The organism is Haloterrigena salifodinae, from assembly GCF_003977755.1.
Classification (GTDB): domain Archaea; phylum Halobacteriota; class Halobacteria; order Halobacteriales; family Natrialbaceae; genus Haloterrigena; species Haloterrigena salifodinae.
This window is the reverse complement of sequence record NZ_RQWN01000002.1, coordinates 1-23,763: the sequence shown is the minus strand read 5'-3', so window position 1 is coordinate 23,763 and position 23,763 is coordinate 1. Positions and strand designations below refer to the sequence as shown.

Sequence of the window (23,763 nt, the reverse complement as noted above, 5' to 3'; positions counted from 1 at the left end):
CGCGATTCTCGTTTATGAGTTCGACAAACGGTACGCGGTTCGATCACTTCTGGTTGACTTTCTCTACAGCAATCCAATTTAGACGCTAAGTATCTGTGTAACTGCGACAACCGAATTTAATATCCGGGAAAATATGGGCGAGAATCTCGATGACTCACTTGACATGAATTGCCAGAACTCCGTATCAATTACACGACGGATCCGGTCCGACTCCAATCAGACGACGCAAGTTCGGTTTCGATCGGCGATCGCGCACGGATCGCGCACGTAATCAGATGGGATCGGTCGTCATTTCCCTCGATGCAGAAGTCGGCTGGGGATTTCACCACGACGAATCTGTGTCGGAGACGTTTCTTCGCAACACGCGCCAGAACTGGCGTCGCCTCCGAGAGCTATTCGACGCGTTCGAAATTCCGGCGACATGGGCGGTTACCGGGCACCTATTCTTGCGCTCGTGTACTGACAGACACCGGAACCACCCCGCCGGCGAGCGATGCTGCCAGAAATCGATCGAAGACCTCCCCGCGACCGATATCTGGTACGGGGCCGAACTCGTCGACGAAATCGCGACCGCCGATATCGACCACGAAATCGCCGGTCACGGGTTCACGCACGTTCACTTCGACCACGATCGAATGAACGAAGCGTTCGCAACTCGAGAGATCGAAAACTGCGCTCATGCCGCGTCGCGCCGCGGCCACGACCTGTCATCGTTCGTCTTCCCTGTCAACAGGATCCGACACCGGGACACGCTCGCGGCACACGGTTTCGACTGTTATCGCGGTACGAACCCGCTCCGCGACTCGCAGAGTACGCTGATGCGACAGATAACGAAGATATCGAGCGCGGCGGTCGGAAAACCGGCGCCGCCGATCGTCAACCCGTACGTCGACGACCACGGCTTGGTCAACGTGCCGGCGTCGATCTACCTGTTCAACTTCGAAGCGAAGTATAGAAAACTGTTTTCCGCGTTCGGTGAGGATCCGGTAGTCAAACAAGTGAAATCCGGGATCGACCGCGTTGCCCAAACGGACGGCGTGTTGCACATGTGGCTTCACCCCCATAACCTCCGAACGCCGGCGCACTACCAACGGCTTCAATCGATTGCGGGATACATCGACCGTCGTCGAAGCACGGACGGCCTACGCGTCGAAACTATGGCCGAGGTCGCAGACAGGGTGCGAAACGAGAGTCAACCGGGATCTACATTCGAGAACAACTAACGTCTATCGATGACCAATTCGGACCCGTACGAGATCCGACAGTACGAATCGGCCGATAGGGACGCGTTTCTCGACCTGTTCGCCGACGTACTGGGCGGGCAAATGGGCAACGACTGGTTCACGTGGAAGTACGAACGGAATCCGTACGTCAACCACGTTCCGATCCTGGTTGCACAGCGAGACGACGAACTCGTCGGCGCGCGGGCGTTCTTCCCGCTCCGCCTCGCCGCGGGCGACGACGAGTTCAGCGCTTTCCAGCCGTGCGATTCGATGGTCCGTCCCGAGCACCAGCGTCGGGGACTATTCACGCGGCTGACCGAGCGGGCGATCGACAGATACGACGACGCGGATCTGTTCTTCAACTTCCCAAACCACCGCTCACTTCCGGGGAATCTCAAACTCGGCTGGCGGGTCGCGAGCGAGCGAGAGACGTACTACCGAATCCAAAACCCGACCGCGTGGCTCCCCCAACTCGAGCCGGTCGAGCCGATCGCTCGATCGCTGGCGAGCGGATACGTCTCGATCCGGGATCGATTTGCCGATTCGACCAATGCGGTCGAACTTTCGCGGTACGATCGCGTGCCGTCCTCGCTGCTCGCGACGCTGGCTTCGTCCGAGACAATCCCGGAATTTCACGTCGCTCGCGACGAAACGTTCTACGAGTGGCGGTTCGCGAATCCGCTCTGGACGTACCGCACGATCGTTGCAACGCGGGACGGAGCGCCCATCGCAGCGGTCGTCTACGGTCGTCGGGACCGAACGAGCGGTCCGACGGTCGTCCGAATCCTCGACGTCCTCCCACTCGCAGCGGGGACGAGTTCGTCCCCGTCTCGGCAGGCAACACTGGCTGCACTTCTCGACGCGGTGCTTCGAGAAACCGGCGATGCGGACGTCATCGCTGCTCCCGGGTCGGTAGTCCCCCGGTCAGTGTTGCGGTCGCGGGGCTTTCACAGCGACCAGCGAGCGCCCCTGAAGTGGGGAACCTCGCCATCGACGCACGTCGTCAGACCGGCCGGGACACCGCCGCTTGACTGGACGCTGTCCGGAGCCCAGCTCGCGGACAGCGCGAACTGGCGACTCGCGTTCTGCGAGGTCGATAGCGGGTGAGGAACCCTCGTTTTCGGTGACCGCGTTCGTACGTTCGATCACCGAGCGATAGGCCGAGAACGACCCGTCACCGTCCTCGTCGGAGTTCGTCGATCAACTGCTCGATCGTCTCCTGTTGGCTCTCGAGGCGATCTCTCTGCCGTTCGATCCTGGTTTCGATGGTCTCCAGTCGCTCGCGAACGTCCGAACTCGAGCCCGCGTTACTTTTTGCCGCCGTGTTTCCGTCTTTCGGTCGCTGTCTCTCTCCGACGGGTGACGCGTCATCGTCTGGGAACTCGTGGCCATCCGCTCCACGGTCATCGTCGACACCGTCGAATTTAGCACGGAGGGTAGAGCCGAACGAACCGATCGGGTCCGGTGCGGTCTCGAGGTGGGCGATAATTTCCTCGACGTCAAGCGCACCGACGACGACCGCGGCCACGAGAAAGATCGCTGCACCCACCGGAGGGACGATGACAAGTGAGAAGACCGAATCCCCGAGAAGCCGTGCCAGTAGGCCGATTGGAAGTGCAGCGACTCCGCCCGCGAAAATGACCTGCGGAATCCGCGCACCGGTGACTGGGTCGAATCCGATTTTTCTGGCGCTCCAGACGTGAAACACGAACATCGTCCCGTAGCTGATGCTCGTCGCGACGGCTGCACCGTACATTCCGTACTGGGGGATCAACAGCGCGTTGAGCACGATGTTGCCAACCGCCGCTGCACCGGTCGAGGCGATCAGCACGTGAAGATCGCCTTTGCCCTGTCCGATCGCGAGAATCGGTCGCGCCAGCGCGAACCCGACACAGCCGGGAAGCAACAGGAGAATCGGACCGTAACTCGCTATGTACTCGTCGGGGTACACGATCGGGAGCGCAACCGGGGCGAGCGTGCCGATGCCGATTCCGAGCAGTAACGTAAACAACAGTGTGTACCGGGTGACGCGAGCGGCGAGCGAGTTGATCCGCTCGTAGTTACGATTCGACCAGATATTCGAGGTCGAGTGCAAGAGCACGTTCTGTAACGCCAGCGGGACGATCCAGAGGAACTCCGCGATCGTGAGCGAAATCTTGTAGTAGGCGGTTTCCTGCGTCGTCCCGAGCACCCCGAGCATCATGACGTCGAGTTCGTACAGTGACGTCAAACAGAGGATCAAGATGATGCTGAGCGCATTGAAGGTGAACAGTTCGCGGCGCGGAAAGTCTTTCGGCGGAATCTTGGCGAGCGCGGTTCGCAGCGACACCGTTCGGTTTATCAGTGCGAGCCCGACGATCGAGGTTGTGACCGCGCCAGTCATGTGGCCGATCAGTACACCCTGAACGCCGTGGCCGCGGAATGCGAGGCCGACGCCGACGACGATGAACAGGATTTTATCGAGGAAGAGCAGCGGTTCGGAGTAGCGCTCGAGACCGAATCCCATGAGCGTCCGCCGCGTGTACTCGCGGAACTGGGAGGTGAACACGAGCAACGAGAGGAGATAGAAGTACGTCCGATACGACGTCCCGAGCCGGGACGTTACGATTCCCGTTTGCGCCGCGAGAGCGAGTCCTAAACACCCGATCGCCGCGAGTAGGATCGCCATCCGGAGATAGAAGCCGACAACGTGTTCGTCCCAGTGGGCCCTGTCGCGTTCCTCCGCGACGTACTTTCGTACGCCGTCGCCGACACCCGAACTGACGAAGATCATGTAGACCGCAAAGATCGACATCAGAATCGCGTAGTCGCCGTACCCCTCTCCCAGAAACCGGGTCAACAGCGGTGACGAGAGGAAATCGAGACCGATGAGGAGGAACTTGATGCTGACAATCGAGAGAAAACCGCGCGTGATGCTTCGTTTCATGCCTCGTAATGCAATCGTCGTGATGTGGCGGCGTCCGTGCCGCGCGTAATCGGTTCGGTCGGCGTGTCGAGCGCCGGCGTGAGTTCGCCGACTCCGACTTGCGGGTTGGACGCGTCGACGGTGAAACGAAAGCGACCGGCGATGATCGGACGCGCGCAGTCGATGGAAACGGTGGCGAACTCGTTCGCGTGCGCTAGACGCCGTACGTTCGACCGCTGAAACGGAGAGAGTAACGACCGACCGGTCAGATCCATCGACCGTTCGTAGTAATCGTTCTGGGATTATTATACAGCAAATAAACAGTTGGGAGCACCTATTTGTCTGAATTTAGCGATGGCCACCCGGTTGGGGAGGCGGACCGCGAGAGTCGTGTCGCGAAGACCGTCCCGCGAGCGGCTGGCGTCGCTCTCAAATTTATCTTCCGAAATACCATAAAACAGTCATATATTTCTCAAAGATATTTTTCAACGAGGCTTTCGCACGTCGAAACATCGTAAAACGAATGAAGCGTTGGAATATGGGCGAATAAGCCGATCTTATCGTCGGATCCTGCTGGCAATCAGAGTCAGTCATGTACGGTTTTAATTTTGCCATAATACCCGTATACAGACTCCTAAACGGCGAATGTGTAACGTTCTCGATCGGAATCGGTAGCACAGCGTTAAAAGAATAATAGAACAGGATAGAACGAGATCTTCTAATCTATATAGAATATTATGTCGTCTCACTACTCGCCAGTGAACTCCGGTTCGCGGCTCTCGAGGAACGCCCCGATTCTCTCGTTGCCGTCTTCGATCGCAACCGGCCAAACGGTTCGGTTCGGACTCGAACACCGTCCGCGAACGCTCCTTCAGAGCGCTCTTCGCGGCTCGAGACGATCGGATTCGTCGCTGCCGCCGCCGAACTCCCGAATTCGTAGGCCCCATTGAGCTCGTCTCCGTCGACGAGGTTGCTCTCTTTCGCCGCCGCGGCGATGAGTTCGTCTGAGAGGCACCCTCGGTCTTGGAGCTCGATCACGTCTGCGCCGGTAACGAACGCGCGCGATCCCACCCGCTGGTGAAGACATCTCGAGGAGTTCGATGGCGACTGTCGTCACCGCTCGGGGTGCCCGCCAACCGGGAAGAAGACCGCTTTGAGAGTGGCGTCAAGCGCGGTGAATCCGATCATTCGTCCGTACCTCAGTCGCCGCTCGTGCCGACGCGTTCGCCGTCCTCCCAGACGTAGTAGCCCTCGCCGGTCTTCTTGCCGAGCTTGCCAGCCCGGACCTTCCGGCGCAGGGACTGTGGCGGCTTGAACCGTTCGCCGAGTTCCTCTCGAAGGTGTTCGGCGATGTGCAGGCGGACGTCCAGCCCGACGTGGTCGGTCAGTTCGATCGGCCCCATCGGATGACCGTAGCCGAGTTCCATCCCCTCGTCGATGTCGGCCGGGCTGGCGACGCCCTGTTCGACCATCCGGATCGCCTCGAGGCCGAGTGCGACGCCCAGCCGCGAGGTCGCGAAGCCGGCCGTGTCGCGGACGACAACGTCCTCCTTCTCGATACTCCGCACGTAGTCGACGGCGAACGACTCGGTGCGTTCGTCGGTCTGCTCGGCGATCACGATCTCGACGAGGTCCATGATGTGGGGCGGGTTGAAGAAGTGCAGTCCCACCGCGCGCTCGGGGTGCTCGAGCGCGCTAGCCATCTCCGTCACGGAGAGCGAGGAGGTGTTCGAGGCGATGACCGTCTCCTCGTCGGTCGCCGCCTCGACGTCCGCGAAGACGTCCTGTTTCAGGTCCATCTCCTCGGGCACCGCCTCGACGACGAGGTCTGCGTCTTCGACGGCCTCCTCGAGGTCGGTCGTCCCCTCGATGCGCTCGAGCGTCTCCTCCATCTCTTCCGCGGTGAGCTTGTTCCGATCGACGCCACCCTGGAGGTTGGTTCGGATCCCCTCGAGGCCGTCCTCGACGAGGTCCGCCTCGATATCCCGAAGCAAGACGTCGTGGCCCGCCATCGCCGAGACCTGTGTGATTCCGTGCCCCATACTGCCCGCTCCGAGGACTGCGACTTGCATACACGAATTCACAGCGGAAACTGTCAAAAGCGTTCCCGTTCGAACGACCGCTTCCGGGCGAGAAACGACTGTTTGAGGATGCGATCGGGCCCTGATCGCTACGCTCGAGTGACGGGACCGACCGGCTACGGCGAAGATACGGGCGGCCAGTCACTGTTCGCCAGCAAGGCGGATGAAAAACAGATGAGAGCGAACGATCTAGAAGATCTGATCGGCAATGATATTCTTCTGGATCTCGCTGGTGCCCTCGTAGATCTTCGTGATGCGGGCGTCGCGGTAGTACCGTTCGGCGGGGTAGTCCGTGACGTAGCCCGAGCCGCCGTGGACCTGTATGCCCTCGTCGGCGACCTCGACAGAAATCTCGGAGGCGAACAGCTTCGCCATGCTCGAGTACTGCGCGGCGACGTCCTGGTTATTCTGTTCGACCTGGCTGGCGGCGCGGTAGGTCAGCGAGCGGGCGGCCTCGACCTTGGTGGCCATCTCGGCGATCTTGTGCTGGATGGCCTGGAACTCCTTGATCTTCTGGTCGAACTGCTCGCGCTCGTTGGCGTACTCGACGGCAGCGTCGAGGGCGCCCTGTGCGGCGCCGACGGCCTGGGCGGCGACGCTGGTGCGGCCGGCGGCGAAGAACTCCATCAACTGGTAGAAGCCCTTGTCGACCTCGCCGATGACGTTCTCCTCGGGGACGCGGACGTCGTCGATGACGACCTCCGCGAGGTCGGAGGCGCGGATGCCCAGCTTATTGGTGATCTTCTCGGTCGTAATGCCGTCGCGGTCCATCTCGACGAGGAACGCGGTGATACCGCGGTGGCCCTCGTCGGGACTGGTCTTGGCCATCAGGACGCCGACATCGGCGACGGTGCCGTTGGTGATCCACATCTTGTTGCCGTTGAGGACGTACTCGTCCCCATCGGCTTCGGCGACGGTCTCGATGCCGGCGACGTTCGAGCCGTGGGCAGGCTCGGAGATCATCGAACAGGAGGCAATCTCACCGTTGGCGATCTTCGGGAGCCACTCCTCTTTCATCCACTCGTCGCCGTACTCGACGATCATGTTCGAACCGAAGCCGGCGCTGCCGACGGCCGAGCCGATCCCCGGATCCGCGCGCCAGAGTTCCTCGGTGACGATCGTCGTCGAGAGCTTGTCCATCCCCGCACCGCCGTACTCGATCGGGATGTTCGGCGCGACGAAGTCGTATTCGGCGGCCTTCTTGCGAAGCTCCTCGGGATACTTGTGCTCCCGGTCGTGCTCCTCCGCGACCGGTGCCATCTCGTTTTCCCCGAACTCGCGGACGGCCTCGCGAATGGCCTCGTGTTCGTCGGACAGCGTAAATGCCATATCACACTGATCGACTGCGGGAACCAAAATAGCTTCGGTATATTCAACAGATGTAAAGTATCTCCGTCGTGTACCTAATCTTGTTAATCCTCTCGGCGAAGTGGCGAGCCCGCGAGCGGACTGCCCGCGACTTGTCGGTCCTTCTCTCCCGTACGCCTCGAGACGCATTCGTCGGACGGAACGTACCGTAATACCTATCCGGACATTGGTAGAGTATCACGTATGCTGGATTTCGTCGATCTCGAGGCGGATTTGGACCAGGAAGAGCGCATGATCCGCGATACGGCCCGGGAATTCGTTACGGAACACGTCAGGCCCGACATCGGCGAGCACTTCGAGAACGGGACGTTCCCGAAAGAGATCATCCCGAAGATGGGCGAACTCGGCTTCTACGCCCCTAACCTCGAGGGCTACGGCTCGCCGAACGTCTCCGAGACGGCCTACGGACTCCTCATGCAGGAACTCGAGGCGTGTGACTCGGGGCTGCGCTCGATGGCGTCGGTCCAGGGCGCGCTCGTCATGTATCCGATCCACGCTTACGGAAGCGAGGCACAGAAAGAAGAGTGGTTGCCGAAACTCGGCGAGGGCGAGGCCGTCGGCTGTTTCGGCCTCACGGAGCCCGAACACGGCTCGAATCCGTCGGCGATGGAAACCCGCGCCGAGCGGGATGGGGACGGCTACGTCCTCAACGGCTCGAAGACCTGGATCACGAACTCGCCGATTGCGGACGTCGCGGTCGTCTGGGCGCGCGACCAGTCGGATACCGACACGCCGGTTCGCGGATTCCTCGTCGAAACCGACCGCAACGGCGTCTCGACCAACAAGATCACCGAGAAGCTCTCCCTGCGCGCGTCGATCACGGGCGAGATCAGCCTCAACGACGTCTTCGTCCCCGAGGAGAACGTTCTGCCCGGTGTTTCGGGGATGAAAGGACCGCTCTCGTGTCTCACGCAGGCCCGTTACGGGATCGCCTGGGGTGCCGTCGGCGCCGCGCGCGACTGCTTCGAGGAGGCCCGCCAGTACGCTAAAGACCGCGATCAGTTCGGCGGCCCGATCGGACGCTTCCAGCTCCAGCAGCGCAAACTCGCGGAGATGGGGACCCAGATCACGCTGGCCCAGCTGCTCGCCTACCGTCTGGCGGAACTCAAGGAGCGCGACGAGATGCGACCACAGCACGTCTCGATGGCCAAGCGAAACAACGTCCGGACGGCTCGCGATCAGGCCCGGATCGCCCGCGAGATGCTCGGCGGCAACGGCATCACCACCGACTACTCGCCGATGCGCCACATGGCCAACATGGAGACGGTCTACACCTACGAGGGCACCCACGACATCCACACGCTCGTCCTCGGCGAGGAGTTCACGGGCATTCCCGCCTACGAGTAGCGACGCGAGACGCCCGTCTCGAGACGAGTCCGAGACGGAAACCCCGTTACGAACAGGGAGCGATTCGCGACGCTTATCCCACGATCTGAAATACATATTCCGTAATACGGGAGATTCGTCCCGGGAATCGAAAAAGAGCGAATCATCTCGCAACAGCGGCGACGAGCGTTCCGCAGTTTTGCAACTGCGTTTCACTCTCCGGAACATTGAACTAGTTAGTGACGGATATACGCGTATGGAGACGGACGAGGACGACGAAACCGACACGGGCGTCTCGACCACGCGGAAGACGTTCGCGATCCTCGAGGCACTCGCGGAAACGGACGGACTCACGATCACGGAACTCACCCGTCAGACGGGACTGAGCAAGAGTACCGTCTACCGCCACCTCGCGACGCTGACCGACATGGGGTACGTCGTCGAACGCGACGGTGAACACTACATCGGCTTCCGACTGCTCGAGATCAGCGAACAGGCCCGCAACCGGGAGACGGGGTACGCGGCCGCGAAGCGGACGGTGTTCGAACTCGGGCAGGAGACGGGCGAGCGAGCGGTCTTCACCGTCGAAGAGCGCGGCGAGGCCGTCTACCTCCACCGGTACGGAAGCCGCTCGAACACGTTGATCGGCGAGCGGCGACCGCTGCACACGCTGGCCTCGGGGAAGGCGATCCTCGCGGAGTGGGACGACGACGCCGTCGCCCGGTTCGTCGCCGAGACGGGCCTCGAGGCGATCACGGACAATACCATCACCGACCCCGACGAACTCCGCGCCGAACTCGAGGCGATCCGCGAGCGCGGCTACGCCGTGAACGACCAGGAACACATGGACGGCCTCCGCGGGGTCGCCGTCCCCGTCTACACGCCCGACGACGACCTGCTGGGCGCGCTGGGCGTGTTCGGACCGACGAGCAGATTCAAAGACGCGGCCCTCCACGAGGAACTGCCGACCCGACTCCGAGACAAGGCCGACGAGATTCGGGTGACGCTCGCCTACGGCTGATTCCCGCGTCCGACCGAGCCGACCGCTATCGGTTCGAAGCGGCGTCGAAACGACGTCGAAGCGACGGCCACCTCGAGAATTTCTACGTCGAGAGCCCGATTGAGCACGGGCCAGTAGCGACTCCGAACCGAGCCGGAACGCCGCCAGCCGTTCGGTTTCGTCTCCGTGTGGTTTCACTATACGGAACGAATGGATCGTACATCGAGACCGCCACCGCCGCCACACCTTTATCAGTGATCGCGCGGCCAACGAGGGTATGTCGACGCGACAGCACTCGACGCGACGAACGGTCCTTCGAATGCTCGGCTCGCTCGGACTGGCATCGGTCGCCGCCGCCGCGACCGCCGGTGCCGACGGCGACGGCAGTAGCAACGGGGCCGACCCGTCACCGCCCGCGAACGGCGCTCGCTCGAGGCCGGCCGCGGCCAATTGCGGATCGGCCGGCGTGGACCGCTATATCGCTGCCGTCGACCGAATCGTCGGCGGGAGACACGTCGTTCTCCTGCTCGAGGATGACGGCGAACTCGTCGACCAGCACGTCGCGCCCCGATCGACGCTCGAGTCGGTCGAAGAGGGCGATATCCTGCGCGTCGTTTTCAAGGACGGCGATCTGCTCGTGGCGAAGCAACTCCCGAAACGACCCGGACGGGGCGCTTCGGAGCCGTCGCCCCAGGAGCGATTCGATTCGCTGGCCAGCGACGGGCCACCGTAACGACGGTCGTCGAAGCGGTGACTGGCCGGGGACGACTCCGACGGTTACGGAGTCACCCGTAGCCGCTGCTTTTCCTCAGAACCGCCTGTAGCTGCCGTTCAGTCGGCTGTTAGCCATAAGTTCTCCCCAGTAGCGATTCGTTATTACACACATACGCATGTAATGTCCTGTTAGAATAGTTCCGTTTCGAGCGCGTCGATCTCGTCGACTAGCAGCTGACCGATCTCCTCGGTCGTCGACTCGTCGACCGCCATGCGGTACGTCGGGCCGCCGATCGAGAACGCGCCGACGACCTCGCCGTCCGGACTCGTTATCGACGCGCCGATGGACCGATACCCCTCGATCAGCTCCTCGTTGTTGGTCGCATACCCGCGCTCGCGAACCGCCTCGAGTTCGTCGAACAACGCCGCCTCATCGGTGATGGTATCCTCTGTCGTCGCCGGGAGTCCCCAGCGACCGATGATCTCTCGAACATGCGCTTCGGGCATCGACGCCAGGATCGCCTTGCCCGAGGCGCAGTTGTGCATGTAAAACCGGTTCCCAGCCCGGAAGGGTCCCGACTCCGACAGTCCCCGGGGGGTCGACTCGCCGATAGCGTACTCGAGGGAGTACGCGCGACCGTTCTCCTCGACGATGAAGTCGGCCTCGTTGCCCGACTTCTCCGCGAGGGAATAGACTCGCCGCCGGGCCGCCGCGTACAGTGGGTTTCGATCGCGCGCGTGTTCGCCGAACGGGAGAAACTGGAGGCCGACGTGGTAGGTGTCACCCTCGCGGACGAGAAATCCCTCCTCGATCAGCGTGTGAAGGTGGTTGTGAATGGTACTCTTCGCCACCTCGAGCTGGTCGGCGAGCTCGCTCAACGTGGCGCCGTCGTTGTCGCGAACCGTGCGAACGACTGCGAGCGACGTTTTCGTCGTCTTGACCGGGCGAGGTGTGTCGTCCGTCATACCTCCACCGTGGGAGCGCCCCGACATAAGCGTTCGGAATGTGTGAATTCGGGCGTTGTCGTGTCGGGGAAATTGTATCGAATTTTCGCGTATATTTCTCTAATAAAGGTGGAAAATAACTTGATTTCGTCCGTATATTAACATTCGATCGTGCGATTGATAGGTCTTCTGTCGGCCCTTCAGCAGCTATCGACCGGAAAGACGCTTGAACAGCGACTGCGTTCGAAATGTGTGAATAGATGGTGGCGACCGGCCACCGTTTCGATCAAGTTCGGGGAATCATCATCCGCTACAGATCAGTATCAATCTCGAACGTTCACACATTCAAAACAGACTGCTGAGAACGAGTCGCAACTGAGAATCGTCGACCCGGTTCGTTCGGTAGCGTCGACTGAGTGTGATCAGTGTCGATCGGGGAGCCGCCCGATCGAGACTAATCAGCGCCGCAGCGTCCCATCCAGCCGCAGTGTCGACACCACTCCGCCGAGACGGCGGTCGACTGACCGCAGAGCGGACAGGTCCGCTCAGTCATCGTCGGTCGTGATGTCCGCAGACAGTCCCTGGGCCATCTCGATGTCCTTCGAGTTGTTCAGCGTCCAGGCGGTGCGCTCGGTGACGGCCTCGATCACTTCGCGGCCGCTCGGGTAGCCGTTGCCGGATTTCTTGACGCCGCCGAAGGGCAGGTGGACCTCGGCGCCGATACACGGCAGGTTGCCGTATGCGAGTCCGACCTCGGCGTTGTCGCGGTAGTAGTTGACCTCGCGGTAGTCCTCGGAGATGATCGCTCCCGCGAGCCCGTACTCGGTGTCGTTGTGGATCTCGACGGCGTCCTCGATGTCACCGGAGTACTCCATGAGCGCGACGTGAGGGCCGAAGACCTCCTCCCGGGTACAGCGGAGGTCGGCCTCGTGATCGGCCTCGTAGACGAACGGGCCGATCCAGTGGCCGTCCTCGTGGCCGTCCGGAATCTCGTCGTCGCCCAGTTCGTCGCGGTCGACGAGCACGTCGACGTCCTCCTCGCGGGCGAGTTCGTTGTACTCGAGGACCTTCTCCTTGTGTTCTCCCTCGACGAGCGGGCCCATGAAGGTGTCTTCGGCCAGCGGGTCGCCGACGGCGACGTTCTCGGCGACGTCGACGAACCGTTCCTTGAACTCGTCGTAGACGTCCTCGTGGACGATCAGGCGCTCGGCCGAGACGCAGCGCTGTCCGGTGGTCTTGAACGAACTCATCACAGCCGAGTGGACGGCCGTATCGAGGTCTGCCTCGTCGGTGATGACGACCGCGTTCTTCCCGCCCATCTCGCAGGCTGCGAGCTTTCCGGGCTGTTCGGCGACGGTCTGGCCGACTTGTTGGCCGACCTCGGCCGAACCGGTGAAGAGGACGGTGTCGACGCGCTCGTCCTCGACGATGGCCTCGCCGGCGTCGCCGAAGCCTTGGACCATGTTGAAGACGCCGTCCGGGATGCCGCTGTCCTCGAACATCTCGGCGACGATCTGGGCGCACCACGGCGTCTGCTCGGCGGGCTTCCAGACGACCGTGTTCCCCTCGACCAGCGAGACGGCCATGTGCCAGAACGGGATCGCGACCGGGAAGTTCCAGGGCGTAATACAGCCGATGACACCGCGGGGCTTGCGGCGCATGTAGGCGTCCTTGCTCCCGATCTCGCTCGGGACGACGTCGCCGTGGGGGTGGCGGGCGTTGCCCGCCGCCCACTCGACCATGTGGGCGGCCTCGACGACGTCGGCCTTCCCTTCCGAAATTTCCTTCCCGCACTCCTTGGTGACGATCTCGCCAAGCTCGTCCGTCCGCTCGCGGAGCTCGTGGTAGATGTCCCAGAGGTACTCGGCGCGGTCGATGTGGGAGAGTTCGCACCACTCGTCCTGCGCTTCTTCCGCTGCCTCGAGGGCGGCGTCGACGTCGGTCTGGGTCCCGCGGTGGAAGGTCCGCAGGGTCTCGCCGGTCGCCGGGTTCTCACTTTCGAAGGTCTCGTCGCCGTCCCCGTCGGTCCACTCGCCGTTGATGTAGTGCTGGTCAGGCTGAGCTGTCGTCTGCTGACTCATACGGTATGAATGATGGATCATCGCGGAATAACCACGGCCTCCCATGGTCGGGAACGCCCGCCTCCCCCGGTGATCGGTGCGAGGGGACGCCCCTATACCGGTGTTTCGGCCCCCAACGCGGCGGAACTGAGCCAATCGACGGCGAACTAACGCGCGTTATCGCTATTCAGTATGTTTATAGTGCTCACACGGAACTAGCGAGTAGAGCCGACCCATGAGCAGCACGAGTCCGACGACGACTACGACAGGGTCTCCGGACGGCACACGACTCACACTCGAGATCTGGCATCCGGATTGCTGGGGCTTGCAGGCGACCGAGGCGGTCGACGCCGGTCTGCTCGTCCACACCGTCCACCGCACCGTCGAGGACGCGGTCAAAGGCCACTTCACCGTGTACGCCGATACGACGAACCAACTCGACGAGTTCGTCGCCTTCGCGGACGAGTCGCCGCTGACCCACTCGACGGTCGAACTCGGACAACGACCGACCAGCACGGCACCGAACCCGGGGAACGCGACCCGCGAACTGTTCGTCGAGTACGAGCCCGAACACAGCATCAGCGACGCGCTCGTCTCCCACGGCTTCATCCACGATGCGTCGGTGCGCGTCGAAGGCGGCGTCGAACACTGGCCGGTCTTCGTCGCCGGCGGCCGCGACGAGATCCGGAACCGACTCGAGTCGATCCGGACCGAGACCGACGCGGAAATCTCGATCAGCCGGGTCGCCACGCCCGACGGCGGCCCGTCCGAGACCGCCGACCGGACGGATCGTCTCACGCCCCGCCAGCGCGAAGCGTTCGAACTCGCCTGCGAGCAGAACTACTACGCCTGGCCCCGCGAGATCAGCACGCGCGAACTCGCGGACGAACTCGGCGTTTCGAAGACGACGCTGCTCGAGCACCTCCGGAAGGCCGAAGCGAAGTTGCTCAATCCCGACGACGCCTGATCGCCTTCGCTGTTTATTCCGACATACACTCTGCAGAATCTTTTGGTCGGGTATCGATTTAGGGGGGTTCCGTACCAGCGATTGGGTATGATTCCCCCGATTGCGAGCCGGTTCGTCGCCGGCACGTCCGCATCCGGAGCACTGGATCACGTTTCCGACTGTAATCGAGACGGAGTGGGCGGCATCCTGAACCTCCTCGGCGAACACTACCACGAACCCGAACCCGCGGCCGAGGACGCCGACGAATACTGCCACCTCGCCTCCCAACTGGCCGAGCGCGACCTGAACGGAACCATCTCCGTCAAACCCTCCCAGATCGGGATCGACGTCGGTCCGGACGTCTTCACAGCGAACTTCGAACGAATCGTCGAGGCCGCGGCGGCCGAAGACGTCTTTGTCTGGTGTGACATGGAAGACCACACGACGACCGACACGACGCTCGACGCCGTCGAATCCGCGGCCCGCGACCACCCGGACGGCGTCGGCGTCGCGATTCAGGCAAACCTCAAGCGGACGCGCGATGACCTCGAGCGACTTGCCGACGTTCCCGCGGCGGTCCGAATGGTCAAGGGCGCCTACGACGAACCCTCGTCAGTCGCGCTCGATTCGAAGGCAGCCGTCGACGAGGCCTACGAGGACCACCTCGAGTTCCTCTTCCGCGAGTTCGATCACGGTGTCGCGGTCGGGAGCCACGACACGAAGATGCTCAAGACCGCGGTCGACCTCCACAAGGAGTACGGCACGCCATTCGAGATCCAGATGCTCATGGGTGTCCGCGAGGACGCACAGCGAGAACTCGCCGAGAAGGGCTACGAGGTCAACCAGTACGTCCCCTACGGCGACAAGTGGATGCAGTACTTCTACCGCCGCGTCCGCGAACGGAAGGAGAACGCGCTGTTCGCGCTTCGCGCCGTCGTCGGCGTCTGATCGAGTGCAGGTCAGTAACGCCGAGGAACCGCTCCTACTGACGACAGCGCATAAGATCCGTTTCAGACGAGAGACGAGACTATTCCTGTCGGTTCACGAATCACCGAGTACGCGCGCCCAGCCTACACGGGTTCACAGTTTTAGTCATTGATCGCTGAACGCACCAGTCACCGGCAATATAGACGTCTGTGCATAATCGTATAGTACCGCGATCTGCTGTTTGCTCAGCGAAGCGCTGATAGATCGAAGAACCCCACGCTGCCCTACGGGTTCTTCGAATGTACCGATTTTGAGACCGATACGATGGGGATCGAACGGTTTCATGAGATATTGCATGACAGTCAGACCAGCACAGAGCGCTGGCTGGTCGTCTACACGACCCCTACAACTATTTTTGGAATCACCAACTACTGGAGGATCGACCCTGGTTACAGCATTCGAGCAGGCGGTTTGATGTACCGATGTCCACGATACGAGAACAGGAAGGTTTATACAATCGTATCATTCATGTTTTTTCGTAGCATGGAAGAAGATACAGGACTCGCCCGTGATCAGTGGGCAACACGGTTCGGTTTCGTTATGGCACTGGTCGGGGCTGTGGTGGGGTCTGGCAACATCTGGCGAATGCCGTATGTTGCTGGAATGAACGGAGGTGGGGCGTTTCTGGTTATATATCTCGTCCTACTGTACCTCATCGCCGTCCCTGGATTAATGGCAGAAACGCTTCTCGGACGGTACACGCAGAGGGGAGTCATTGGTGCGTTTAAGAACTTCCTCGGAGAGGGGTGGTCCGAAGGGTTGGGCCTTGTAGTCGTCATCGTCAATATCGGGTTGATGTCTTACTACGCCCCGGTAATCGCGTGGACAATCTACTATCTGGCACACGCGGTACTGGGAACGTTCTACCAACCCGGATTCGACCCCACGGCGTTCTGGGCCGCGTTCTCCGGATCCCCACTGTTAGTCGTGGGACTGCACACGTTAGTTGCAGTTCTAGTCGGATTCGTCTTACTTTTCGGTATCTCGGATGGTATTGAACGAGTCGTCAAATGGATGATCCCGGCGTTGGTGGTGACGCTGTCCGCAGTCGCTATCAAAGGACTAACGCTCCCTGGAGCGATGGAAGGGCTCGCGTTCGCGTTCAATCCTGAGTGGAAGTACATGACCGATGCAAATACGTGGATTGCTGCTCTTGGTCAGGCACTCTTCTCAACCGGGCTGGGATGGGGTATTGCACTCACTTACGGTAGCTACCTCGGAAAGAACGACGACGTCCCGCTCGGCGGCGGCCTGATCACCGCGGTTGGGAACACGAGCATCGGTCTACTTGCCATCTTTACCGTGTTTCCTGCCGTCTTCGCGTTCGGTCTAGAACCGACTACAGGGGCTGAGTTGACCTTCGTTTCGCTCGTTTCTATCTTCCCGAGTATGACCGGCGGCTACATCTGGGGCCTTCTGTTCTTCCTTGGCTTCCTGTTCGCTACATACTCGTCCGGCCTCGGTATCACAGAGGTCGGGGTAACGACCGTCAAAGAAGAGACGCGTCTGACGCGTACTCAGTCCGTGATAGCAGTTGTCGGCGCTTGGTGGCTGCTCGGAATTCCGAGCGCATATTCCTCCGAATTCCTCGGCTGGATGGACTTCATGTTCGGCAACTTCGGACTCCCGCTCGCGACGTTGATGATACTCATCCTTGTCGGCTGGGTGATCGATTCGAAACGCGCTCGCATCCTCGACTTAAATCATAACAGCGACGTCTATATTGGCTCTTATTGGGATCCGATCATCAAATACGTGATTCCGACCGTAATGGTCTTCATTATGGGGTATTACTTCGCAACCAATATCGAGGACCCGCGGGCAATCAGCGGTCTCGCCCTCATGGTTGGTCTTACTATCGGGAGTATCCTACTCATGCAGTTCATTCGGAGAGGAAAGACGAATGAACCTGCTCTGACGCCAGGAGGTGACTGATAATGGCGGAGACATTAACTGCATTCGGTTGGGTCGTCATGCTGTCAATGATCATCACTCTGTGGTGCGCTTCTCTAGTGGCTCTCAGGAAAACCCTTTCCGAAGAGGACAAGAAAGCCGAGTTAATCACCCGACAGGGGGCGATAGAGAGCTACTCCCCACGCGCTCTGTTCGAACTCCGTGAGTGGATCGAGAACCACCCTAACGACCCATATCGTGAGATAGCGGTCCAGCGGTACAACGAGTGTGTTGAGACTCTGAAAAAGACCGACGAGTCGTTTTACGATTGGAATGACTCTCAGATATCCAACTTAGAGAGACTATAGGTTGCCGTTGCGGATCTGACTACCGTCTTTTTCAGTGGCACTGAAACCCCCTCTGGAGCGAAATCATTATACTTGAACTCGCGGATGGTAGGATATGCAGTCAGACGTGCTTATTGAGTCGATCGACACGCACACAGGTGGCGAGCCGACTCGCATTATCACTGGCGGCCTCAACCGAGAAGTGTTCGAGGGTGGAACGGTTCGAGAGCAACGCGATAAGTTTGCCGAAGAATTCGACCACTTACGTGAGTTCTTGATGAAGGAGCCACGGGGCCATGACGATATGTTCGGGGCGATTACGGTCCCACCCTCTCGTGACGACGCAGACCTTGGATTATTCTTCATGGATAATGGGGGGTACCTCGACATGTGTGGGCACGGGACTATAGGCGTCGTGACCGCATTGATAGAAACAGGACGACTAGAAGCGAAATCACAGGTACGAATCGAAACGCCAGCAGGTGTCGTCTCAGCGCGTCCAGAGATGAGTGAGGACGGGAGGGTCGACCGAGTTGCGGTCCAGAACATCACCTCGTATATTGTTGATAACGTCGAAGTTACCCTGTCGCTTGGCGGCAGAACGGTCGTAGTTCCGGTAGACGTTGTCCACGCTGGTAATGTATTCGCACTTGTCCCTGCGTCCGCAGTTGACCTCGCAGTCGCGACAGAGAATACGGACAAATTCGTGGAATTAGGCCTTGAAATCCGGAGGACCATCAACCGAGAGTTCGGCCTTCAAGACCCACTTTCTGGAAAAAGTACGACAGTAGACATCACGGAGTTCTACGAGTCAGACAACGACGCCGACCGAAACGTCGTTATTTTCGGCGAAGGGCAAGTCGATCGTTCCCCGTGCGGATCCGGGACGTGTGCCAAAATGACCCTTCTTCACGACAAGGAGGAACTCGACCTTAACGAGGCATACCAGTACGAAAGCGTGATCGGAACACGTTTCGAAGGGGAACTCCAAGACCATGAGGACAGAGACGGCATCCGCGTAATGACATCGGAGGTTGCTGGATCCGCGTATATCGTCGCAACCCACAAGTTCTTACGTGATCCTGAAGACTCAGTCCCATGTTTTAGTGTCTAAACTCGATATTATACCAATACTGTGGAATTCGGAGTAAACGGCGTTAGGAAGGGTCAGTAAGTCGAAGGGGTTGGATCGGAGAGGATTCGGTTGTCTAGAACGAAAATTTCCTGCTCCAGGAGGGTTGCGTCGCGGGGAACGAGTTACGAGAGAACGAGCGAATCCACTGTCCCACGCGGTAGCGGTGGATTCTCCGCTATGTCCTGATTTCGCTGCTGGCCTTCCCCACCTACGAGCTCTCGTTCGCTGACTCGCGTCCGTCGGACGGACAACTGAAATCCTCGGTCATGATCAATCGCAGTACAGCGGAGCCGTCGGAGCACGAGCCGGGTTTGCCCGTACTGCGGTGGTCGGATGGACGAGACCACCGGCAGCGGCCTCCCCGTCGCGTTTATGAGAACTGACCGCACGATCTGCGGGGAGTATCCCGAGGTCAATGAACACCTTCCCAGAACCCACCGACGGCGAACCGTCGATTCCTCGAGGAACACGACGGTGAGACCGAGTCATGGGTTCGAGTGGACCCATGCGAAGCACTGATCGAACCGTCGGTCGGTTCGGCTACAAGGTGACGCTCAGAGACGGCAAGGTGGCTTCTCGACGGTACTGCGGGTTTCGACATCCCGACACATATCGTGGGCTCGGCTGAGTTTCGGGAACAAGGCTAGCGGTTGAAGAAGTTATAGGTCTCCAGACGTGACACTGCACATCTGATCGAGTGTTATCCCGGAACGAATTCGCCAAATTCGATATTTTCAAGACCGTGTGTGACAACGACAACAGATGGCTGTCAATCGAATGAGTACGCTAGCGACTCGAGTACAACTCGCGGGACAATGGCGCAGTGTGGAGTCTATCATCAGCATCTGGAGAGTCAATCCAGTTACAAAATCACGGAGAGTATAGAATGTCGACAGTTAGAGACGTTCGGGATTTGGGGCTTCTCGCACTATTATGGGGTACCATCTTTCCGGCCGCCGAAATCGGGCTTTCGACGTTCCCGCCGCTTCTGTTGATGGCGTTGCGATTCGACGTGGCCAGCCTACTGATGATCGGGTACGTCGTCCTTCGGAGTGAGGACTGGAGGCCGCGTTCACGAGGCGACGTGCTTGCGATCGTTGCTGGCGGCGTGTTGTGGACTGTAATCGGCAACGGTGTCTGGTACATCGGACAGGCCCTGACCACGAGCGTTTTCTCGGGCATAATGACTAGTCTCGTTCCGGTGTTAACAGCCGGGTTCTCGTGGGTGCTCCTTCCCAAAGAGCGCCTTCGCCCTCTCTCGATCGCTGGCTTGGGGATTGGATTCGTCGGTGTGCTGGTTATGCTGGTTCCGTCCGGAGCGATTACGTTCACCGAGAGCCTGCTGGGCAAGGCAATTCTATTCGGGGGCGCGGGTGGCGTCGCGCTGGCGAGTGTGCTGATTCGATACGCCGACATGTCACTCTCCAGTTCAGTGCAAACAGCTTGGTCAGCGGCCCTCGGTGCGGTCCTTTTACACGCCCTGAGCCCACTATTTGGAGAGACGTGGAGTGGTGAGGTGCCACTGATTGCTGGCGTGGCAGTCGCCTATCTCGGTATCATCTCGACAGTCGTTGCGTATCTGCTCTATTTTTCACTACTCCAGCGTCGCCCCTCGTTTGAGGTGACACTTGTGATGTATCTGTCTCCTGTAGTTGCTGCAACTACCGGGTGGCTTCTGTTTGGGGAGCCAATCACGTTCTCAATGGTTGGTGGGTTCCTCCTCGTAGTTGCGGGGTTCTCACTGATGAAACGCGAAGAGATTCAGGCAGAGCTCACTCGATACGGAATCGTCGACTGACACGCACAATCCTGAGTGACAAAAGAGCGCTACGATCTGCTGTGATGTAGCGGCCACTCGCCGGAGCGGCCCACTCGTGTTGACGCCGTTTGCCGCGTACATTCCCTGAATTTCAGTGGGATCTAGCACAATCACCGCTTCGTCGTTCTGTGGACCGACAATGTACGTCCGGTTTCATCGAAACGATGTGACCGACGAGTACGGCCGTGAGCAACTCGTGACGAGTATCAGGAACGGCTGAGTTCTGGACAGATACGCTCGGAAATGTATCGGCTCACGCAACTCCGCTTGATCGACGGCTGGTCCGTACGATTGCGAGCCGGTGGTTTTCGAGGCGACGAATTACGACCACTATTCCGAGTGTTCTAGTAGTGTTCGTCGTCTACATCGGCGCCGGGTTCGTCGGACTGTACGCGCTAGCCGTCTTCGGCCAGGGCGGCATCGAGGACCCGAATAACGCCATGCCGCTGCTCATGCTCGAATTCTACCCAGCGCGATTGCGGGGCGGGGATCAACCTAGCGGTCGCACTCGCCGCGATGCTGTCTAGCGCCGACTCGCAACTGCTCGTCGCGCCGAGTACGATCGTCGAGGACGTCTACCACGGCTACATCACCCGGGCGCGAGCCAAGAGACGCTCTTCGCAATTCACCAGTACGTCACGCTCGGCCTCGGGGAAGCGAGCGTCGCCTTCCTCGTACAGAACACACCGATCTACACGCTCGTTCTCGACTACGCCTGGGGCGGCCTCGGCGCGGCCATCGGCCCGACGCACATCGCGTCGCTGTGCTGGAAGCGCATCACCACCAAAGGCTCGGTTGCGAGTATGATCGTTGGAATCCTAACGGTGATCGTCTGGATCCAGCTTTCGGGCATCCTCGAAATCGTCGGATTCATGAGTGCTATCGAGGGGTCGGCGTTCCTCGTGGGACTCGTCACCGTCTACGGGCTCGTCCCCGCGTTCACCTTCTCGACGATCACGCTCGTCGTCATCCCGCTCGTCACGGAGCCCTTGGAGGGCATCGACGAGCACTTCGGGTCTTTCAACAAACCGCTCTCGGCCCTCTCGAGCAGCGACGATCCGACGGGCACCCCCGATTATGTGACCGGCGGCGGCCAGGACGTCGATTCGAAGGCCGCCACGGAAACCGACAACATCCGCGCACACGTTACGGCCAGCGACTACTGGAAAACGGGTGACGAGTAAATGAGTGACACGCGTCGACAGTTGGAGTCGGGCGAGCCCGCGGTGATCACCGGCGAGCCGCGCGAACGCGCGGACCTCACCGTCATCGAACCGACGGTGGCCCGCGAGGAAGTCGCTTCCCCGGACGCGTCGGCGGCGTCGCAGACCCGTTTCGAGTCTCCGATGCGGTCGCGACGATCGAACGACCGCTGCTTCCGAACCGCGACGTCGAATACGTCATCAGCGCCGACCGCTCCCGTCGGCTCGCCGCTCGGGCCGACGTGTCTACGGACACCGTCGCAAAAACGGTCAACGACGCGCTCGCCGTCCCGTCCGAGCTTCCCGACCCACTGGTTCGGGGGAAGGCCCAAGACACGGTATTCACGTGGACGCTCCGAAAAGTGGCCGTCGGCTCCGCGCCGGAAATCTCGTTCGAGCAATCGGTCGACGCCCACAAACTGTTCTGGATCGCGTCCCGATCCGACGGCGACGTCGTCATCGATAGCGTCCGCGGAACCGAGTCGCCGCTACCGGACTGAGGCTTCTCGCATCCGCGACGTTTCCGGAGCGCCGGTTCGATATTCCGATTCCTCGTCCTCGATCGTCTCGAGTCTCGCAGTCATCGCGAGCTGGGTCACGTAGCAGAGACGCAAAGCTACTGCTCGCATTACGAGCTCCGATCAATAGTCGTGTGCACTCGAGAAGAGCTCGCGGATGGAATTCGTCCTCACGTATCGCTACAGTGGTTTGAAAAACAGTATGTTCCTCATTGTACCGGACTGGTTATATATTTATCAGCGTGGCAGCTTCCATAGTAGTCGATTTCGGACCGACTGTGCTGGGACAGGTACCATTCGACCATATTCCCGCTCGAGAAGCACAGTTACCGCTCTATGCCAGTTGCACTCTTGTAAGAACGTGCGTGTAGTGCCCGCTTGTCGTGATCGGTAGCTGAAGCGACTACTGCACTCGCGAATAGCGTTTCCCAGTCAAGACGACGCTCAGAAGTCCGATTACGGCTTCTGTCCTAGAGCGCTTGACTGACGATTGGTTGGACTACTCGCTCGAATCGAACCAGGTTCACGAACCGGAGTTGATCATCGATTGACGGCAATTCTAACCTCTGTGAGTAATATTTGAAAGCGAGGGGAGAATGGACTGGTAGCTTCGTGATGGAGACTATGGCCATCCATTGTGCTCGTGGAAGCTTTCCTCTAGCCCTCCTAACCGCTCCCAAAACGGACGCGAGATCGCTCTCGGATTCAGGATACTCTGAGTGGTCCTGTTATACGAGCCGCTGTAACACCAATCGGCGGGATCGAACCGCCGTTAGACTACTATTGGTTCTCCGAGGGCTACTGGGTAAATACGAGTAGCCCCACACAGCCGGTGCTGTGCGAGGCGTGATGATGAAGTATGAGTGGGTGGCGGCGAATCGGGTCTCCCAGAGGCTCGCGCACTCCAGTACTCACCGAAACGCAGGCGGGCTTAACTACCGTGTTCGGGATGGGTACGGGTGGAACCCCGCCGCTGTGGCCGCCTCAACGCCGATCGACGGAATCGAACCGCCGCAATACCAATATCGGTGGTATGTGACCGTGATTGTACGTGTAGTCCAGTTAGCGCCTGGACCCGTTTCCGGGTCTGATCCAGATGCGATATGAGTGTGTGGCTTGGCCAGTTAGTGCTCGCGGACTCAACACCTCGTTGCCTTGGTGCGTACATCCCGAGTCTATCGAACTCGTCTTCTACGAGTGGCCTCGGTGGTATCTCTTTTCCAAGTGGGTTTCGAGCTTAGATGCGTTCAGCTCTTACCCCGTGGTGCGTCGCTGCCCGGCACGTGCCCTCTCG

At 60.1% G+C, this 23,763-nt stretch carries 16 protein-coding genes, 2 rRNA genes and 2 pseudogenes; 13 read left to right on the top strand and 7 right to left on the bottom strand.

The features are described 5' to 3' along the window. Positions 1–275: 275 nt before the first annotated feature. On the top strand, positions 276–1,223 hold the full coding sequence (locus EH209_RS08870; RefSeq protein ID WP_126662570.1) for a polysaccharide deacetylase family protein: 948 nt from the start codon (positions 276–278) through the stop codon (positions 1,221–1,223). Between the two features lie 9 nt (positions 1,224–1,232). Further along, positions 1,233–2,330, top strand: a complete 1,098-nt coding sequence (locus EH209_RS08865) for a GNAT family N-acetyltransferase (RefSeq protein WP_126662569.1) — start codon at positions 1,233–1,235, stop codon at positions 2,328–2,330. A 67-nt stretch (positions 2,331–2,397) separates the two neighbouring features. Here EH209_RS08865 and EH209_RS08860 read toward each other — a convergent pair whose 3' ends face one another. From EH209_RS08860 to EH209_RS08850, 3 genes are all read right to left on the bottom strand, one after another. Further along, positions 2,398–4,149, bottom strand: a complete 1,752-nt coding sequence (locus EH209_RS08860) for an oligosaccharide flippase family protein (RefSeq protein ID WP_126662568.1) — start codon at positions 4,147–4,149, stop codon at positions 2,398–2,400. 1,178 nt (positions 4,150–5,327) lie between these two features. Next, on the bottom strand, positions 5,328–6,200 hold the full coding sequence (locus EH209_RS08855) for a 3-hydroxyacyl-CoA dehydrogenase family protein (protein ID WP_126662567.1): 873 nt from the start codon (positions 6,198–6,200) through the stop codon (positions 5,328–5,330). A 198-nt stretch (positions 6,201–6,398) separates the two neighbouring features. Further along, complete coding sequence (locus EH209_RS08850) at positions 6,399–7,538, bottom strand: acyl-CoA dehydrogenase family protein (protein ID WP_126662566.1); 1,140 nt, start codon at positions 7,536–7,538, stop codon at positions 6,399–6,401. A gap of 222 nt (positions 7,539–7,760) precedes the next feature. On the opposite strand from EH209_RS08850, the gene EH209_RS08845 reads away from it, so the two are divergent. The 3 genes from EH209_RS08845 (at position 7,761) to EH209_RS08835 (ending at position 10,636) form a co-directional block, all read left to right on the top strand. Then, positions 7,761–8,924: an acyl-CoA dehydrogenase family protein gene (locus EH209_RS08845; RefSeq protein ID WP_126662565.1), complete on the top strand. Its 1,164-nt coding sequence runs from the start codon at positions 7,761–7,763 to the stop codon at positions 8,922–8,924. A gap of 235 nt (positions 8,925–9,159) precedes the next feature. Beyond that, positions 9,160–9,924 (top strand): IclR family transcriptional regulator, encoded by a 765-nt coding sequence (locus tag EH209_RS08840; protein ID WP_126662564.1) that lies wholly within the window; start codon positions 9,160–9,162, stop codon positions 9,922–9,924. A gap of 256 nt (positions 9,925–10,180) precedes the next feature. Continuing rightward, entirely contained in the window at positions 10,181–10,636 is a 456-nt protein-coding gene (locus EH209_RS08835; protein WP_126662563.1) for a DUF3006 domain-containing protein, read from the top strand. Between the two features lie 170 nt (positions 10,637–10,806). Here the strand turns inward: EH209_RS08835 and EH209_RS08830 are convergent, their stop codons facing one another. Together EH209_RS08830 and EH209_RS08825 are read right to left on the bottom strand one after the other, a co-directional pair. Beyond that, complete coding sequence (locus EH209_RS08830; protein WP_126662562.1) at positions 10,807–11,583, bottom strand: IclR family transcriptional regulator; 777 nt, start codon at positions 11,581–11,583, stop codon at positions 10,807–10,809. 524 nt (positions 11,584–12,107) lie between these two features. Beyond that, positions 12,108–13,643: an aldehyde dehydrogenase family protein gene (locus EH209_RS08825; protein ID WP_126662561.1), complete on the bottom strand. Its 1,536-nt coding sequence runs from the start codon at positions 13,641–13,643 to the stop codon at positions 12,108–12,110. Between the two features lie 214 nt (positions 13,644–13,857). Between EH209_RS08825 and EH209_RS08820 the strand changes: the two genes are divergently transcribed. From EH209_RS08820 to EH209_RS25090, 8 genes and pseudogenes are all read left to right on the top strand, one after another. Next, positions 13,858–14,589 carry a helix-turn-helix domain-containing protein gene (locus EH209_RS08820; RefSeq protein WP_126662560.1) on the top strand — a complete coding sequence of 244 codons (732 nt, stop codon included), beginning with the start codon at positions 13,858–13,860 and terminating at the stop codon, positions 14,587–14,589. An 87-nt stretch (positions 14,590–14,676) separates the two neighbouring features. Further along, complete coding sequence (locus tag EH209_RS08815) at positions 14,677–15,516, top strand: proline dehydrogenase family protein (RefSeq protein WP_126662559.1); 840 nt, start codon at positions 14,677–14,679, stop codon at positions 15,514–15,516. Between the two features lie 522 nt (positions 15,517–16,038). Then, positions 16,039–17,490, top strand: coding sequence for a sodium-dependent transporter (locus EH209_RS08810; RefSeq protein ID WP_126662558.1), 1,452 nt, complete (start codon positions 16,039–16,041; stop codon positions 17,488–17,490). A 2-nt stretch (positions 17,491–17,492) separates the two neighbouring features. Next, the gene (locus EH209_RS08805) at positions 17,493–17,816 is read left to right on the top strand and encodes a hypothetical protein (RefSeq protein ID WP_164722023.1); all 324 of its coding nucleotides are present in this window, start codon (positions 17,493–17,495) and stop codon (positions 17,814–17,816) included. Positions 17,817–17,910: 94 nt separating this feature from the next. Next, positions 17,911–18,909, top strand: a complete 999-nt coding sequence (locus EH209_RS08800; protein WP_126662557.1) for a proline racemase family protein — start codon at positions 17,911–17,913, stop codon at positions 18,907–18,909. Between the two features lie 907 nt (positions 18,910–19,816). Further along, positions 19,817–20,728 (top strand): DMT family transporter, encoded by a 912-nt coding sequence (locus EH209_RS08790; protein ID WP_126662556.1) that lies wholly within the window; start codon positions 19,817–19,819, stop codon positions 20,726–20,728. 365 nt (positions 20,729–21,093) lie between these two features. Further along, positions 21,094–21,933, top strand: a pseudogene (locus EH209_RS25095) (sodium:solute symporter family transporter); the annotation flags it as partial. Continuing rightward, positions 21,934–22,451 (top strand): annotated as a pseudogene (locus EH209_RS25090) (hypothetical protein). 883 nt (positions 22,452–23,334) lie between these two features. Here the strand turns inward: EH209_RS25090 and rrf are convergent. Both rrf and EH209_RS24395 read right to left on the bottom strand, forming a co-directional pair. After that, positions 23,335–23,456: ribosomal RNA gene (rrf, locus tag EH209_RS08775) — 5S ribosomal RNA — on the bottom strand. 117 nt (positions 23,457–23,573) lie between these two features. Next, a 23S ribosomal RNA gene (locus EH209_RS24395) occupies positions 23,574–23,763 on the bottom strand; the annotation flags it as partial.

Coding starts and splice junctions, on each gene's coding strand:
- EH209_RS08870 (WP_126662570.1), top strand. CDS start 276: ATGGGATCGGTCGTCATTTCCCTCGATGCAGAAGTCGGCTGGGGATTT.
- EH209_RS08865 (WP_126662569.1), top strand. CDS start 1,233: ATGACCAATTCGGACCCGTACGAGATCCGACAGTACGAATCGGCCGAT.
- EH209_RS08860 (WP_126662568.1), bottom strand. CDS start 4,149: ATGAAACGAAGCATCACGCGCGGTTTTCTCTCGATTGTCAGCATCAAG.
- EH209_RS08855 (WP_126662567.1), bottom strand. CDS start 6,200: ATGCAAGTCGCAGTCCTCGGAGCGGGCAGTATGGGGCACGGAATCACA.
- EH209_RS08850 (WP_126662566.1), bottom strand. CDS start 7,538: ATGGCATTTACGCTGTCCGACGAACACGAGGCCATTCGCGAGGCCGTC.
- EH209_RS08845 (WP_126662565.1), top strand. CDS start 7,761: ATGCTGGATTTCGTCGATCTCGAGGCGGATTTGGACCAGGAAGAGCGC.
- EH209_RS08840 (WP_126662564.1), top strand. CDS start 9,160: ATGGAGACGGACGAGGACGACGAAACCGACACGGGCGTCTCGACCACG.
- EH209_RS08835 (WP_126662563.1), top strand. CDS start 10,181: ATGTCGACGCGACAGCACTCGACGCGACGAACGGTCCTTCGAATGCTC.
- EH209_RS08830 (WP_126662562.1), bottom strand. CDS start 11,583: ATGACGGACGACACACCTCGCCCGGTCAAGACGACGAAAACGTCGCTC.
- EH209_RS08825 (WP_126662561.1), bottom strand. CDS start 13,643: ATGAGTCAGCAGACGACAGCTCAGCCTGACCAGCACTACATCAACGGC.
- EH209_RS08820 (WP_126662560.1), top strand. CDS start 13,858: ATGAGCAGCACGAGTCCGACGACGACTACGACAGGGTCTCCGGACGGC.
- EH209_RS08815 (WP_126662559.1), top strand. CDS start 14,677: ATGATTCCCCCGATTGCGAGCCGGTTCGTCGCCGGCACGTCCGCATCC.
- EH209_RS08810 (WP_126662558.1), top strand. CDS start 16,039: ATGGAAGAAGATACAGGACTCGCCCGTGATCAGTGGGCAACACGGTTC.
- EH209_RS08805 (WP_164722023.1), top strand. CDS start 17,493: ATGGCGGAGACATTAACTGCATTCGGTTGGGTCGTCATGCTGTCAATG.
- EH209_RS08800 (WP_126662557.1), top strand. CDS start 17,911: ATGCAGTCAGACGTGCTTATTGAGTCGATCGACACGCACACAGGTGGC.
- EH209_RS08790 (WP_126662556.1), top strand. CDS start 19,817: ATGTCGACAGTTAGAGACGTTCGGGATTTGGGGCTTCTCGCACTATTA.